This is a genomic window from Nocardia abscessus NBRC 100374, assembly GCF_000308455.1.
In the GTDB taxonomy this organism is placed as follows: domain Bacteria; phylum Actinomycetota; class Actinomycetes; order Mycobacteriales; family Mycobacteriaceae; genus Nocardia; species Nocardia abscessus.
Window position 1 is genome coordinate 23,363 of record NZ_BAFP01000139.1, and the last position, 12,876, is coordinate 36,238.

At 71.2% G+C, this 12,876-nt stretch carries 15 protein-coding genes; 4 read left to right on the plus strand and 11 right to left on the minus strand.

What is annotated here, in order from left to right; translation table 11 throughout:
- Positions 1–117 precede the first annotated feature (117 nt).
- On the minus strand, positions 118–1,437 hold the full coding sequence (gene hemL / locus ON19_RS27595; RefSeq protein WP_043699601.1) for a glutamate-1-semialdehyde 2,1-aminomutase: 1,320 nt from the start codon (positions 1,435–1,437) through the stop codon (positions 118–120).
- Between the two features lie 192 nt (positions 1,438–1,629).
- Here hemL and ON19_RS27600 point away from each other — a divergent pair, with 192 nt between their 5' ends.
- Entirely contained in the window at positions 1,630–2,016 is a 387-nt protein-coding gene (locus ON19_RS27600; protein ID WP_169334229.1) for a hypothetical protein, read from the plus strand.
- 18 nt (positions 2,017–2,034) lie between these two features.
- Here the strand turns inward: ON19_RS27600 and ON19_RS27605 are convergent, their stop codons facing one another.
- From ON19_RS27605 to hemB, 6 genes are all read right to left on the minus strand, one after another.
- Positions 2,035–2,256, minus strand: a complete 222-nt coding sequence (locus ON19_RS27605; protein WP_043699034.1) for a hypothetical protein — start codon at positions 2,254–2,256, stop codon at positions 2,035–2,037.
- 169 nt (positions 2,257–2,425) lie between these two features.
- Positions 2,426–2,656, minus strand: coding sequence for a hypothetical protein (locus ON19_RS27610; protein WP_157229867.1), 231 nt, complete (start codon positions 2,654–2,656; stop codon positions 2,426–2,428).
- Positions 2,657–2,730: 74 nt separating this feature from the next.
- Positions 2,731–2,991 (minus strand): hypothetical protein, encoded by a 261-nt coding sequence (locus tag ON19_RS27615; protein WP_157229868.1) that lies wholly within the window; start codon positions 2,989–2,991, stop codon positions 2,731–2,733.
- Entirely contained in the window at positions 2,988–3,461 is a 474-nt protein-coding gene (mce1N, locus tag ON19_RS27620; RefSeq protein ID WP_043699038.1) for a transport-regulating membrane protein Mce1N, read from the minus strand. Before mce1N ends, ON19_RS27615 begins: the two co-directional genes overlap by 4 nt.
- A gap of 323 nt (positions 3,462–3,784) precedes the next feature.
- The gene (locus ON19_RS27625; protein WP_043699040.1) at positions 3,785–4,300 is read right to left on the minus strand and encodes a hypothetical protein; all 516 of its coding nucleotides are present in this window, start codon (positions 4,298–4,300) and stop codon (positions 3,785–3,787) included.
- Between the two features lie 5 nt (positions 4,301–4,305).
- The gene (gene hemB / locus ON19_RS27630; RefSeq protein ID WP_043699605.1) at positions 4,306–5,283 is read right to left on the minus strand and encodes a porphobilinogen synthase; all 978 of its coding nucleotides are present in this window, start codon (positions 5,281–5,283) and stop codon (positions 4,306–4,308) included.
- A 302-nt stretch (positions 5,284–5,585) separates the two neighbouring features.
- Between hemB and ON19_RS27635 the strand changes: the two genes are divergently transcribed.
- The 3 genes from ON19_RS27635 (at position 5,586) to ON19_RS27645 (ending at position 7,621) form a co-directional block, all read left to right on the plus strand.
- Positions 5,586–6,371 carry a hypothetical protein gene (locus tag ON19_RS27635; protein ID WP_043699042.1) on the plus strand — a complete coding sequence of 262 codons (786 nt, stop codon included), beginning with the start codon at positions 5,586–5,588 and terminating at the stop codon, positions 6,369–6,371.
- 45 nt (positions 6,372–6,416) lie between these two features.
- The gene (locus ON19_RS39235) at positions 6,417–7,226 is read left to right on the plus strand and encodes a tetratricopeptide repeat protein (protein ID WP_051169367.1); all 810 of its coding nucleotides are present in this window, start codon (positions 6,417–6,419) and stop codon (positions 7,224–7,226) included.
- 122 nt (positions 7,227–7,348) lie between these two features.
- On the plus strand, positions 7,349–7,621 hold the full coding sequence (locus ON19_RS27645; protein ID WP_086006734.1) for a hypothetical protein: 273 nt from the start codon (positions 7,349–7,351) through the stop codon (positions 7,619–7,621).
- 90 nt (positions 7,622–7,711) lie between these two features.
- Here ON19_RS27645 and ON19_RS27650 read toward each other — a convergent pair whose 3' ends face one another.
- From ON19_RS27650 to ON19_RS27665, 4 genes are all read right to left on the minus strand, one after another.
- The gene (locus ON19_RS27650; RefSeq protein ID WP_043699045.1) at positions 7,712–9,274 is read right to left on the minus strand and encodes a bifunctional uroporphyrinogen-III C-methyltransferase/uroporphyrinogen-III synthase; all 1,563 of its coding nucleotides are present in this window, start codon (positions 9,272–9,274) and stop codon (positions 7,712–7,714) included.
- Positions 9,275–9,335: 61 nt separating this feature from the next.
- Entirely contained in the window at positions 9,336–10,391 is a 1,056-nt protein-coding gene (gene hemC, locus ON19_RS27655) for a hydroxymethylbilane synthase (protein ID WP_051169368.1), read from the minus strand.
- A complete protein-coding gene (locus ON19_RS27660; protein ID WP_043699047.1) occupies positions 10,388–11,830 on the minus strand; it encodes a glutamyl-tRNA reductase in 1,443 nt (480 codons plus the stop codon). Before ON19_RS27660 ends, hemC begins: the two co-directional genes overlap by 4 nt.
- Positions 11,827–12,657: a redox-sensing transcriptional repressor Rex gene (locus ON19_RS27665; protein ID WP_043699615.1), complete on the minus strand. Its 831-nt coding sequence runs from the start codon at positions 12,655–12,657 to the stop codon at positions 11,827–11,829. The genes ON19_RS27660 and ON19_RS27665 overlap by 4 nt, the downstream gene beginning before the upstream one ends.
- Positions 12,658–12,876 lie beyond the last annotated feature (219 nt).

The following is a 12,876-nucleotide window of genomic DNA, read 5'->3' on the forward strand; positions in this document are numbered from 1 at the left end:
GATCGACGGCCGGCGCGGCGGCCACGGCGGTCGCGCCGTTCGTCACGGGCGCATCCGGCTCGGCGGACGGCTTGGCTAGCTCGCGCCGGGCGGCATCGGGCTGATCGAGGTCGGAGGTCACGCGCGGGATCCTTCGGGGGTGGCGGCCGCCGCCGCGTGCGCGGCGGCGGGCAAGGCGGCAGCGATACGGTCGAACGCGTCCTCGTCGAGCGCCGCGGAGACGAACCATGCTTCGAACGCGCTCGGCGGCGCGTACACGCCGCCGTCGAGCAGGGCGTGGAAGAACGCTGGGTAGCGCCAGGTCTCGCTCGCCTTGGCGGCGGCGTAGTCGGTGACCGGGCGTTCGGCGAAGAACACGCTCACCATATTGCCCGCGAACTGGACCTGGTGCCCGACCCCTGCCGTGGTCAGGGCGGAGGTGAACAGATCGCCGAGCCGCTGCGCGTTGCGATCCAGCGCCGCGTAGACCGCGTCGTCGGCCGCGCGCAGAGTGGCGAGGCCCGCGGCCACCGCCACCGGGTTACCGGACAGCGTGCCGGCCTGGTAGACGGGGCCGAGCGGCGCGAGGTGGTTCATGATCTCGGCGCGTCCGCCGAACGCCGCGGCGGGCAGGCCGCCGCTCATCACCTTGCCGAAGGTGTAGAGATCGCCCGCGACGCCTTCCCGGCCGAACCAGCCCGCACTGCTGACGCGGAAGCCGGTCATCACCTCGTCCATGATGAGCAGCGCACCGTGCTCGGCGGTGAGCGCGCGCAGGCCCGCGTTGAATCCGGGCAGCGGCGCGACCGCACCCATGTTCCCCGCCGCCGCCTCGGTGATCACGCAGGCGATCGCACCGGGGTTCGCGGCGAACGCGGCGGCGACGGCGTCCAGGTCGTTGTAGGGCAGCACGATGGTGTCGGCCGCCTGCGCGCCCGTCACGCCGGGTGAGGTGGGCAGTCCGAGCGTGGCGACACCGGAGCCCGCGTCGGCGAGCAGCGCGTCGACGTGGCCGTGATAGCACCCGGCGAACTTGATGATCTTGGTGCGGCCGGTGTAGCCGCGGGCCAGCCGGACCGCGCTCATGGTGGCCTCGGTACCGGAGTTCACCAGCCGTACCCGTTCCACCGGCGCGACCCGCCGCACGATCGCCTCGGCGAGTTCGATCTCGGCCTCGGTCGGCGCGCCGAAGGACAGGCCGCCGCCCGCCGCGCGGCGCACCGCCTCCACGACCGCTGGGTGCGCGTGGCCGAGGATCATCGGCCCCCAGGAGCAGACCAGGTCGACGTACTCGTTGCCGTCGGCGTCGACGAGCGTGCAGCCGTCGGCCGAGGCGATGAATCGCGGTGTGCCGCCGACGGATCGAAACGCCCGCACCGGAGAGTTGACGCCGCCCGGAATCACCGAGCTCGCCCGGTCGAAGAGCTGAGCGGAAACCGGCACCGCTGCACTGGTCACGCGCGGAGAAGAACTCACGCGTTCCAGTCTCGCAGCACCTGGAAATCGATTCGACGACAGGGTGTAGTGCAGTGACGCAGGCCGCAGCCGACCGGCAACACGCCGAGGTGAGGTTCGCGCGAATTTCGATCGCTGAACGGTTGCCGGTGCGTAGTCTCAGCACACATTCGTCCATCGTTCGGGAGGGTCTGCATGCGGATTGCCATCGTCAGCGCGGGTGTGCTCACCGTCGTCGCGGGGGCCATCGCGGCACTCGGCGCCGGGTCCGCCGCCGCGCAGCCGTTCGATCAAGTCGATCAGGCGCGGCTGGCCATCCCGCTGGACCACACGGCGACCACCGCGCTGGCAGGCGGACCCATTCCGGCGCTGGTCACCATGGTGATCCCGCCCAACCGGATCGGCGCCGGGCTGAAGAGCGATTCCGTGATCCACCGCGACGAGCGCGGAGCGGTGCACGCCACATTGCGCCAAGTGGTCCTCGAAGCGGCCAACCATCCCGACGGGACGGTCACCGTCTATCTGAACGCGCCCGGCGCCCGCAACGGCCGCGTGCTGGACATCTACCAGCACTGGAACTGAGCGGGCGCCGCGCCACCGTCAGGCGTACATGCAAGGGACCTGCGCCGACATGGTGTGCAGGAAGCACATGAACCCGTTGTAGGGGCCTGCGGAACCGGAATCCGGCACGAAGATCGGCGCGTCGACCGGGCTCGCGCCTTCCAGTGGCAGTCCCGGGCTCGCGCCGGCGGGCCCGGCCCCGATCCCGAGGGCGGCGGCCACGGCAAACGCGGCACAGATCTTCACGGCGAACCGGTTCATCAAACACTTTCCTTCATCGACGCACGTTCCAACTACGGCCGAAATACTAACGGCCACAGGGCCATTCCAGCCAAAGCGCGCGGTCGACGGGCGTCGGGCACCGGACGGCGCGCGGTTGCACGGTAACCCGTCGGCGCGCCGGACGCAGCGGTTCGCAGGCAATCCGTGGCTACGTGATGCCCAGGCAGAACATGGCGAACCCGGTGGTCACCAGGCACGCCAGCGGCGTGGGCAGCGCGTGCAGCAACGGTGCGGGCGGTGTGGCGGCGAAGACCGATGTCACCGGGACGGGCTCTGCCGCAACGGCTTCGGCGGAGGCGGTGGCGGGTGCGAGCGCTGTCGCGACGACCACACCGGCCGCCACCGCGCCGAAAAGTGTTCGCTGGACAGTTGGTTTCATGTGATCGGCGTTCCCGCGATCCGCTGGATCAAACGGCCACAGGCGGACTCGCGCACCGACTGGACTCCCGCCGATCAGGCGGCAACCCGGGCGCCACGCAGACCGCGCACGAGCCGGGCCGCTGCGTCGATGGCCAGCACCCCGGCCACCGCGACGAGCACGGCGGCCAGCAGCCACCAGGGCGCGACGTAGCGGGTGGCGGTGAAACCAGGCGCGTCGCCCAACGGTGGGAAGTCGGTGGTGCGCACGCCGGCGCGCGCGCTGAGTACCGCCCCCACGAGCGCGAGCACGATCAGATCCAGTTCCACGAAAATCGCGACTATCCAGCGTCTCAACGGTCCACTCCGTCCGCACTGCGCTCGAGGGCTTCGGTCAACGCCGCGCGCAGCGCCCGGTGGTCTTTCGCCCATGCCTGCACCAGGCTGCCGTCGGCCAGTCGCAGCCCGATTCCGGTGCGGCGGCGCGGCACGCCGGTCAGCTCCCCGAGCGCCCGCGCCGACTCCCACTCTTCGTCGTCCCAGGAGTCCTCGTCGCGTTCGGGAAGGACGTCGGCGATCGAGCTCAGCGGCAGCGACTCGGTGCCCGAACGCAGCGTCTCCGGCGTCAGCTCGACGCTGACGTGCCGCTTGCCAGCCACCACCTGCAGCGCGACGAAACCCGCGATCAGCGCGGCACAGAACAGCAGGGCGAACCAGTGCATGGCGCCACCCGTGACGAGTTCGAGAGCGAGAACGGCCAGGCACAGAATCGGGCCGTAGGCGACCGCGCGCCAGCGGGCGCCCGGTTCGGTGAACAAGACGGTCACGCCGGCCCCTTCGCGACAGCGGGCGGCAGCACGACGGAAAGCGAGATCAGCGAGTCAAGCCGGGCAGCAACAGCACGGCGACGGTCAGCACGGCGAACAGAATCAGCAGGCTCAAGACGGCCAGATCCCGCCGAATGCTGTGCGGCTGCTGGATCACCACTCGCATCGATGCCTCCGATCCTCCGGAGCCATCTGCCGAGTTCCCGCACGTAATGCAAGACAACGCATGACAAACGACTACCGGTTCCCACGTCCACTGTGACAACCCTCACCATACATGCCGGACTGTCTCGGACAAACTGAGAACATGTTCCATCCGCGGCTCAGAGCCTGCCCGGCTGGAAGTACTTGGTGGCCTCCGGCCGGTGGGACAGAAAGATGGCGCCGACCGCGAGCACGGCCTGCACGATCGAGGCACCGCCCGCGACGAGCGAAGCCGTTCCGGTCACCGCGTCGATGGCGAACAGCGCACCGACGCCGATCACCAGGACCCACGCGCCGACCACCGTGAGCACGGTGCGCGCCCATGGCTTGCCGCGCCCGAACTGGTACACCACGACCAGCGCGAGCGCCGCGACGCCCAGCCCGATCAGCACGACCACCACGTAGACCAGCGACACCATCAGCTCGGCGCTGGCCAAGGTGACCTGCGGATCCTGCGCCCTGGCCTGCTCGAAGACCTCCTCGGCGAACGTGCGCCGCCGATCCAGCGCGGCGACGATCGAGGCGATCAACTGCACGACGCCGAACCCGATCACACCCCACCACAGCTGCCGCGCGGTACCCACGTCCTCCGGCATCGGAGGCCGAACCGGGCCCGCGGCGAACGGTCCCGCCATATTCGTCACGACAGCCAGTGTGCGGCCTCGGTCGCCCAGTAGGTGAGCACGATGTCCGCGCCCGCCCGGCGGATACCCAGCAGCGATTCGAGAATGGCGCCACGGCGATCGATCCAGCCGCGCTCGGCGGCGGCGGTGATCATCGCGTACTCGCCGGAGATCTGGTAAGCGGCGACCGGGACCGTCGAGTGATCGGCGACCTCCCGCAGGATGTCCAGATACGACATGGCCGGCTTGACCATCACGATGTCCGCGCCCTGGGCCAGGTCAAGCTCCAGCTCGCGGAGCGCCTCCCGGCGATTGGCCGGGTCCTGCTGGTAGGTGCGCCGGTCGCCCTCCAGCGAGGAACCGACGGCCTCCCGGAACGGGCCGTAGAACGCCGAGGCGTATTTGGCGGAGTAGGCCAGGATGCCGGTGTCGATGCGCCCGGCCGCGTCCAGGCCCTGCCGGATCGCGCCGACCTGGCCGTCCATCATGCCGCTGGTGCCGAGCAGGTCGGCGCCCGCCTCGGCCTGGGCCAGCGCCATCTCGACATAGCGGTCCAGCGTCGCGTCGTTGTCGACCGCGCCGTCGGCGGCGAGTACGCCGCAGTGGCCGTGGTCGGTGAACTCGTCCAGGCAGGTGTCGGCCATGACCACCGTCGAGTCGCCCACCTCTTCGGCGAGCGCGCGCAGGCCGCGGTTGAGGATGCCGTGCGGATCGGACGCGGCGCTGCCGACGGCGTCCTTGTCCTCCGGACGCGGCACGCCGAACAGCATGATGCCGCCGACGCCCGCCGTGACCGCCTCGACAGCCGCCTTGCGCAGCGAGTCCAGCGAGTGCTGCGCCACGCCTGGCATGGAGCCGATCGGGCGCGGCTCCGCCAAGCCGTCGGCCACGAACATCGGCAGCACCAATTGCCGGGGTTCCAGTGTGGTTTCGGCCACGAGACGACGCAAAGCCGGGCTACGGCGCAACCGCCGCGGGCGGTCCATTCCGGTCATGAATCGCACGATACGCCCGGTCCGCTCGGCTGTCGCGAGCACCCGGGGCCCGCGCCGGAGCCCCCGCCCCGACCCTCTGGGACAGCTACCGTGCGGCGGCGAAAATATCGCGCTCGCAGATATCTCGCTCGCGCCTTTGTTCAACCGGACGCTGTCGTTATCGGCCGGGTGCGCCTCGACACGCAAGCCGCCGTCGTCGATCGGCCATGTCATCCGAGTGATAACGGTGTGTGAAATCTCACTTGGTCCCCCGCCCCGAAGGCGCATACTCCGATTAGGGGCGAGACCCGCTGGGGGACAGCATGACCGATCCACAGATCGATATCTCGCTGGCCAGAGCCGCCGACTTCGAGTCGTGGGTGGCGGTACTGCTGGCGGGCTGGTGGCCGGTGCTGACCGCCGGTGTGCCCCCGCCCGCGGCCGCGCTGCGCGCGTGGCGCGCCACCGACACCACCGGGAGGAACTTCAGTGTGGAGTTCCTCGCCCGGCAATCTGCCGAGCCCGACGTGATGCCCAGCGCGCACGTCGCCTTCGCCACGCTCGGCATCCGTCCCGACGAGCCGGAATGGGTGCGCAGCCGGGGCACGCACCTGGTCGGCGGCACCGAGGACGCCGTCGTCCAACTGCGGTACTCCGACACCGCCCGCACCGTCTTCGTCCGCCTGCACAGCAGGCCGTGCCAGGTGACCGAAGAGGCGGGCCTGCGGCTGCGCGGCGGGGCGCAGATCAGCGTGCCGTTCCCGAACACCACCTCGGGCCCCTTGGACGTGCGGGTGGCCCGCAACAGCGCACGGCATCTGCTCGCCCAGCACAGCGCCCGGCATGCCACCCCCGCGGACCCCTTGCAGCTCGGGCCGCCGCAGCGGGTCGCCGACATCGGCTGGGCCTTCATCTTCCCGTGGTCGACCACCACCTGGTATCTCGACGGCTCCGTTCCCACGCTTCCGCCGGGCAGCCGTGGGCCGATCGTGGTCGTCAAGGACACCGGACACACCTGGCTGCTGGACAGCCTCCGCAACTACGACGCGCAGCTGACCGACTACGCGCACGAGTACGGGTACCGCGCCCCGGTCGAGCAGGCGCGATGATGGGCAGCGTGATTGTCGCGGAGAGTCGCGAGGTGGGGTGCTGACATGACCGAGCCGCCGAGCGAGGTGGAACTGCTCGCCATGCAGCGGCGCGCCGAAGCGCTGTGGGACGCGGGCGACGCGGCGGGCGCCGAACACTGGCTGCGCCGGGCTGCGGCGGGCGGCAGCGTGCCCGCCATGGGGATGCTCGGAGCACTGCTGGGAGCCGACGGCCGGGTCGGTGAAGGGATCCGCTGGCTGGAGACGGCCGCCGCGCGGGGCAACGAGCCTGCGGGTGTGCAGCTGGGCCTGCTGCACGTCGAGCGCGGCAATCTCGACGAGGCGGAGCGCTGGCTGCGGCCCGCCGCCGAGCAGGGGTTGCCCGAAGCCCTCTGCAACATGGGCGTTCTCGCCAATCGGCGCGGCCGCGACGAGGAGGCCGAGCAGTGGTACGAGCGCGCGGCCCGCGCCGGAAACCCCACGGCCATGCGCAGTCTCGGCCTGCATCTGGCGCGGCGCGGCGAATTCGACCGGGCGATCGACCTGCTCACCGAGGCCGCGCGCCGTGGAAGAACGGACGCGATGGCGGTGCTCGGCGCGCTGCATCTGGACCGCGGCGAGCAGGCCGAGGGTGAGCGGTGGCTGCGCACGGGCGCCGAAGCCGGCGACCCGGACTCGATGTTCCACCTCGCGCTGTTGCTGCGCGCGACGAACACGCCCTACGTGGCAGGCGATTTGGCCGACCCCGAGGTGCTGCGCACCGCGGCCGCCATCGCGACCGGCCGTACGCCCGCGCAGCGGGAGGCCAGGCAGTGGCTCGAACGCGCCGCCGCACTCGGGCATCCGCAGTCGCTGCGGCTACTGCACGATCTGTGAACCGACGGCCGCAGGGCAGGTGAAAACCTTTGTGGCCAGCCGAATTGTCGGTGCCCCCGAGTAGAATCGAAGATACGTTCGAGGGGGCTCGCCCGCCCCCGATCGCCACGGGAGGGATGCCAATGCGCACACCGCAAACCGTTCTCATCGACCGCCCCTACGCCCCGCTGCAGAGGCGCCCGCTGCCCGCGGGCCGTCCCCGGGCGTGGTACGTCTTGCACAACCGGCGGCTCAAGGCGATGCGCCTGGCGATCGCACTGCTCGACTCGGGCGTCTACGCACCGAGCTACGCCACGAACAAGCGGATCAGGCACACCGCCGAGGTGATCGGCATCCGGCCGCCCTCCGACGCCACCTGCACCATGGTCCGCACATTGATGCGTAAGCGGTACTGAGAGCCGATGGGTCGCGCTCGCCGCGTGCCACCCGAACGCGGACAGAGCCGCCGACACCTGGTCGGCGGCTCTGTCCGGGGCGTCCCGGAATTACCGGCTGCGGCGGCTCTTCTTGCGCGGCGGCGGCAGAAGACCTTCGGCGCGCAGCCGGGCCGCGTGCTCGGCCAGTGCCTCGACCAGCGGACCGACTTGGGCCACCTCGGGCTGCACGTCCACGCGCAGGCCGAATTCGATGGCGGTCTCGGCGGTCTTGGGGCCGATGCACGCCACGATGGTGCGCGCGTGCGGCTTGCCCGCGATGCCGACCAGGTTGCGCACCGTGGAGGACGAGGTGAACAGGACCGCGTCGAAGCCGCCGGTCTTGATCATCTCGCGGGTCTCCGCGGGCGGCGGCGAGGCGCGCACCGTGCGGTAGGCCGTGACGTCATCGATCTCCCAGCCGCGGTCGCGCAGCCCCTCGGCCAGCGTCTCGGTGGCGATGTCGGCGCGCGGCAGCAGCACCCGGTTCACCGGGTCGAACACGTCGTCGTAGGGCGGGAAGTCGGCCAGCAGGCCTTCGGAGGACTGCTCACCGCTCGGCACCAGTTCGGGGTTGATGCCGAACGAGCGCACCTTGTCCGCGGTGGCCTCGCCGACGCAGGCGATCTTCACGCCGGAGAAGGCCCGCGCGTCCAGACCGAACTCGGCGAACTTCTCCCACACCGCGCGCACCGCGTTGGTGGAGGTGAACACCACCCACTGGTAGCGCCCGTCGACCAGACCCTTGACCGCGCGCTCCATCTGAGCGGGGCTGCGCGGCGGCTCGACCGCGATGGTCGGCACCTCCATCGGGATGGCGCCGTGCGTGACCAGTCGCTCGCTCATCTCGGCGGCCTGGTCCTTGGTGCGCGGCACCAGCACGGTCCAGCCGTACAGTGCGCGCGACTCCCACCAGGACATCTTCGAGCGCTGCGCGACCACCTTGCCGATGGTCACCACCAGCGGGCCGACCAGCTCGGAGGCCGCGCTGTTCAGCGTGGCCAAGGTGGCCTCGATGGTGCGCTGCTGACGGGTGGTGCCGCGCACCGTCACCGCGACCGGGGTCTGCGGCGCCATGCCGTGCTCGACCAGGGCGCTCGCGGTCTCGGCGAGATGCCCCGAGGTCGCGTGCAAGACGAGCGGGCCGGGGGCGGCCGCCAGCGCCGCCCAGTCGACCTCGCCGCGCACGTCCGCCTCGGTGTGCCCGGAACCCAGCGCGATGCCCGCGTAGCTGGGCACCGTGGAGCCGTTGGGCAGGCCGGGCAGCACCTCGAAGACCATGTGCGACCGGGTGACGGCGTTCACCTCGGCGATCACCGAGTCGGTGGTCAGCGGGTCGCCCGCGACCACGCGCACCACGTCGTGCCCGGCACGCGCCTCGGCGATCAGTGTCTTGGCTACCTCGGCGGGCTCGCCGAGCGCCGGGCGCACGTCGACGGGGCGCTCCCCGTCGGGCCCCGGCTCGACCGCGGTGCCGATCAGGGCGAGCACGCCCTTGTCGACGTCCGGATCGGTGAACGCCAGCGTCGCCCGTCCGATCACTTCACGGGCCCGGACCGTGAGCAGTGCCGGGTCACCCGGACCCGATCCGACGAAAAGGATGCGACCGGGGTGCTTCTTCGTCACTCGGCTCATGCCTGCACCTCGCTTGCGCTCGGCTCCGGCATACCCGAGGGCACGGTGCCTGTGCTTCCGCTCATCGGCTGTTCTCCATTGGGCTGGGGTTGGGCAAGTCTGTGGCGGGCGAACTCACCGCCCGGGTGGGGGAACCGTCGTCCGGTTCGGCGGCGAGCAACTCGCGCGCACCCATATCGAGCAACTCGCGGGCAAGCGCACGGCCGAGCTCCGCGGCGTCGGCCGGGGCGCCGACCACCGATGCCCGCAGCACGTCGGATCCGTCGACCGCCGCCGCGCACGCGCGCAGCGACAGCTCGTCCACGATCCGCCCTTCGTCGTCGAGTGATTCGACCACCTCGGCGAGCGCACCGATCGGCGCGGTGCAGCCCGCCTCCAGTTCGGCCAGCAGCGACCGCTCGGCGATGACCGACGAGCGGGTGGCCTCGTCGTCCAGGCCGGACAGGATCTCCACCAGCGCGGTGTGGTCGCTGCGGCATTCCACCGCGAGAGCGCCCTGGGCGGGCGCCGAGAGCATCTGCACCGGCTCCAGCGACTCGGTGACCGCGTCCAAGCGGTCGATGCGGGCCAAGCCGGCTCTGGCCACCACGACGGCATCCAGTTCGCCCTCGCTGACCTTGCGCAACCGGGTGTCCAGGTTGCCGCGCAGCGGGACGACGTCCAGGCCGAGCCCGAGTGCCCGCAGCTGGGCCGCGCGGCGCGGCGCCGAGGTGCCGACCTTCGAGCCCGCGGGCAGTTCGCCGAGCACCAGCCCGTCGCGCGCCACCAGCGCGTCGCGCGGGTCCTCCCTGGGCGGGATGGCGGCGATGGTGAAGCGCGGGTCCTGCGCGGTGGGCAGATCTTTGTAGGAGTGCACGGCGATGTCGATCGCGCCCGCCGCGAGCTCGTCGCGTAGCGCGGAGGTGAACACGCCGACGCCGATCGTCTGCACCGGGTCCGACGACAGGTCGCCCGCGGTCTTGATCACCACCAGCTCGGCAGGTTGCCCGGCCGCGATCAACGCGTCGCGCACCGTACCCGCCTGGGTGAGCGCGAGCAGGCTCCCCCGGGTGCCGATCCGCCACGGCGTACGGGTGCCGTCCGCGGTCGCGTTGTCTTCCTGGTGCACCATGGTCATGCCGTCTGCCCCTGTTCCTCGCCGCGATGGCCCGCGGTGAAGTCGTCGGCCAGCGCGATCTCTCCGTCGGCCAATGTGATCTCGGCGCGATCGCCCGCGAGCGCGGTGATCTCCATCGGCGCGGCGACCGCTTGGGCCGCACCGGGTTTGAGTTCGAACAATTCGCGCAGCGCCTCGGCGTAGCTGTCGCCGCCCGGCGTCGACGCGAGCTGCTTGACCCGCACCGTCGGCGCGTGCAGCAACTTGTCGACCACCCGGCGCACGGTGCGCGCGACCTCGTCGCGTTCCGGGTCGGCCAAGCCGGGCAGCCGCGAATCGAGCCGCAGCAGTTCGGCCTCCACCACCTCCGCGGCGCGCTGGCGCAGCGCGGCCACCGTCGGGGTGACCTCGGCCATCCGCTGTCCGGCAAGGTATTTGGCGAGTTCGTCGGCGACGATCGTCCGGGCGGCCGCGGTGTCGTCGGCGGCGGCGCCCGCCGCCGGATCCCGCTGCAACGTCTCGATGTCGATGAGCGTGACGCCGGGCAGCCCGGCCACGGCGTGCTCGACATCGCGCGGCAAGCCGAGATCGCAGAACACCAGTGGCCGCTCCACGGTGGCGAACTCCTCGCCCCGCTCCCGCTCGGTGAGTGCGCGGTGGGTGTCGGCCAGCGTCACGACCGCGCCGACCGCGCCGGTACAGGTGACCACCACGTCGGAGGCGGACATCGCCTCGGTGAGCCGCGACAGCTCCATGGCCTCGGCCTCGACGCCGTGCGTCCGCGCGGTCTCCGCGAGTCTGCGCGCCCGCCCTATGGTGCGGTTCACCACGATGATCCGGCCGATCCCGGCGCGCGACAGATGCGCGACGGCGAGACCGCCCATCGCGCCCGCACCGACCACCGCGGCGGTGCGGCCGGCCAGCGGGCCGAGCACGTGCTGCGCGCGATCCAGCGCGACCGACACCACCGACGCGCCCGCGCGGTCGATGCCGGTTTCGGCGTGCACCCGCTTGCCGACCCGCAGCGCGTGCTGCGCCAGTTCGTGCAAGGTCCGCCCGACCGCCTGCTGCGCGTCGGCGGAGGCGTAGGCGCCGCGGATCTGGCTGAGCACCTGCTGCTCGCCGATCACCATCGAGTCCAGCCCGCTCGCCACCGCGAACAGGTGCTCGGCGGCGGCCTCGGAGTAGCGGACGTAGGCGTGCTTGGTCAGGTCGGGCATCGGCAGCCCGGAGTGCTTGCTGAGCAGGTCACCGATTTCGGCGAGACCGCCGTGGAAGGCGTCCACCACCGCGTAGACCTCCACCCGGTTGCACGTGGAGACGATCATCGCCTCGGACACGTGGCTGGAAGCGAGCAGGCGGTCGATCAGCTTGGGCCGGTCGGCATCGGTGACGGCCACCTTCTCCAGCACCGGTACCGGCGCGCTGCGGTGCGAGATGCCGACGAGGAGAACGCTCATGGTGTGACCACCGATCCCTTGCTGCTTGGCTCCGTTGCCGTGTGCGGGGTTGTCGAGTGCTGGAGTGCCGGATGCGCGGGCGCGGCGTGCGGCGTCGGCAGCCGGTGCGCGATACGACCCGAGCCGGCGTGCGCGACTTCCGGCAGCGGGGCCTGCTCCGCGTTGCGCACCCGCTCGAACGACAGCATCTGCATCTCCACGGCCAGGTCGACGCGACGGACCTCGACCGTCGCCGGTGCGACCAGCTCAACGGGGGCGAAGCTCAGGATCGACTGGAGCCCGGACGCGACGAGCCGGTCGCAGACGTCCTGGGCCGCGTCGTCGGGCACGGTGATGACCGCGATGGTCGGCTCCAGCTCGGCGACCGCGTCCGCCAGCTCGGCGACGTCGCGCACCACGAGACCGGCGACCGGCATGCCGATCACCTCGGGGTGGCTGTCGAACATGCCGACCACGGAGAAGCCGCGCCGCCGGAACCCGCCGTAGCCGACCAGGGCCCGGCCCAGATTCCCCGCGCCGACCAGCACGACACGGTGCCCCTGCGACAGGCCGAGCACGTCTTCGATCCGGGAGCGGAGCTTGGCCACGTCGTAGCCGACGCCGCGAACGCCGTTGGGGCCGAGGAAGGAAAGGTCCTTGCGCAATTTGGCCGAATTGACACCCGCCGCGACAGCCAGTTCCTCACTAGATACGATGGCAACACCGTCGTCGGCCAACATGGCGAGAACCCGAAGGTAGGTAGCCAGCCGCGCGACGGTGGCCTGCGGGATGTCCTTCTGCAGAGCCCTGCCGGAGACGCCGCCTGGCGCCTCATGCTGCTCTGTCACGTCGTCGGCTCCTCGTTCCGGGCCTCGGGCACCGGTTCGTCGTTCGACCCCTCTGACCCGCGGGCGGTCCGGTGCCATGGTGTCGAAGTTTCGGATTTCGGGGCGGCTCCGCAGCCTCGGCATGCGGGTCGCGTGCCACCACCGTAACTGCTTGTGAAGCCCTGCACAAAGTCGGTGAAATTGGCCTCATTTTCCGCTGCGACCAGCACAGCGGCCGAA

Coding starts and splice junctions, on each gene's coding strand:
- ON19_RS27600 (WP_169334229.1), top strand. CDS start 1,630: ATGCGGATTGCCATCGTCAGCGCGGGTGTGCTCACCGTCGTCGCGGGG.
- ON19_RS27605 (WP_043699034.1), bottom strand. CDS start 2,256: ATGAACCGGTTCGCCGTGAAGATCTGTGCCGCGTTTGCCGTGGCCGCC.
- ON19_RS27610 (WP_157229867.1), bottom strand. CDS start 2,656: ATGAAACCAACTGTCCAGCGAACACTTTTCGGCGCGGTGGCGGCCGGT.
- ON19_RS27625 (WP_043699040.1), bottom strand. CDS start 4,300: ATGGCGGGACCGTTCGCCGCGGGCCCGGTTCGGCCTCCGATGCCGGAG.
- hemB (WP_043699605.1), bottom strand. CDS start 5,283: ATGACCGGAATGGACCGCCCGCGGCGGTTGCGCCGTAGCCCGGCTTTG.
- ON19_RS27635 (WP_043699042.1), top strand. CDS start 5,586: ATGACCGATCCACAGATCGATATCTCGCTGGCCAGAGCCGCCGACTTC.
- ON19_RS39235 (WP_051169367.1), top strand. CDS start 6,417: ATGACCGAGCCGCCGAGCGAGGTGGAACTGCTCGCCATGCAGCGGCGC.
- ON19_RS27645 (WP_086006734.1), top strand. CDS start 7,349: ATGCGCACACCGCAAACCGTTCTCATCGACCGCCCCTACGCCCCGCTG.
- ON19_RS27650 (WP_043699045.1), bottom strand. CDS start 9,274: ATGAGCCGAGTGACGAAGAAGCACCCCGGTCGCATCCTTTTCGTCGGA.
- hemC (WP_051169368.1), bottom strand. CDS start 10,391: ATGACCATGGTGCACCAGGAAGACAACGCGACCGCGGACGGCACCCGT.
- ON19_RS27660 (WP_043699047.1), bottom strand. CDS start 11,830: ATGAGCGTTCTCCTCGTCGGCATCTCGCACCGCAGCGCGCCGGTACCG.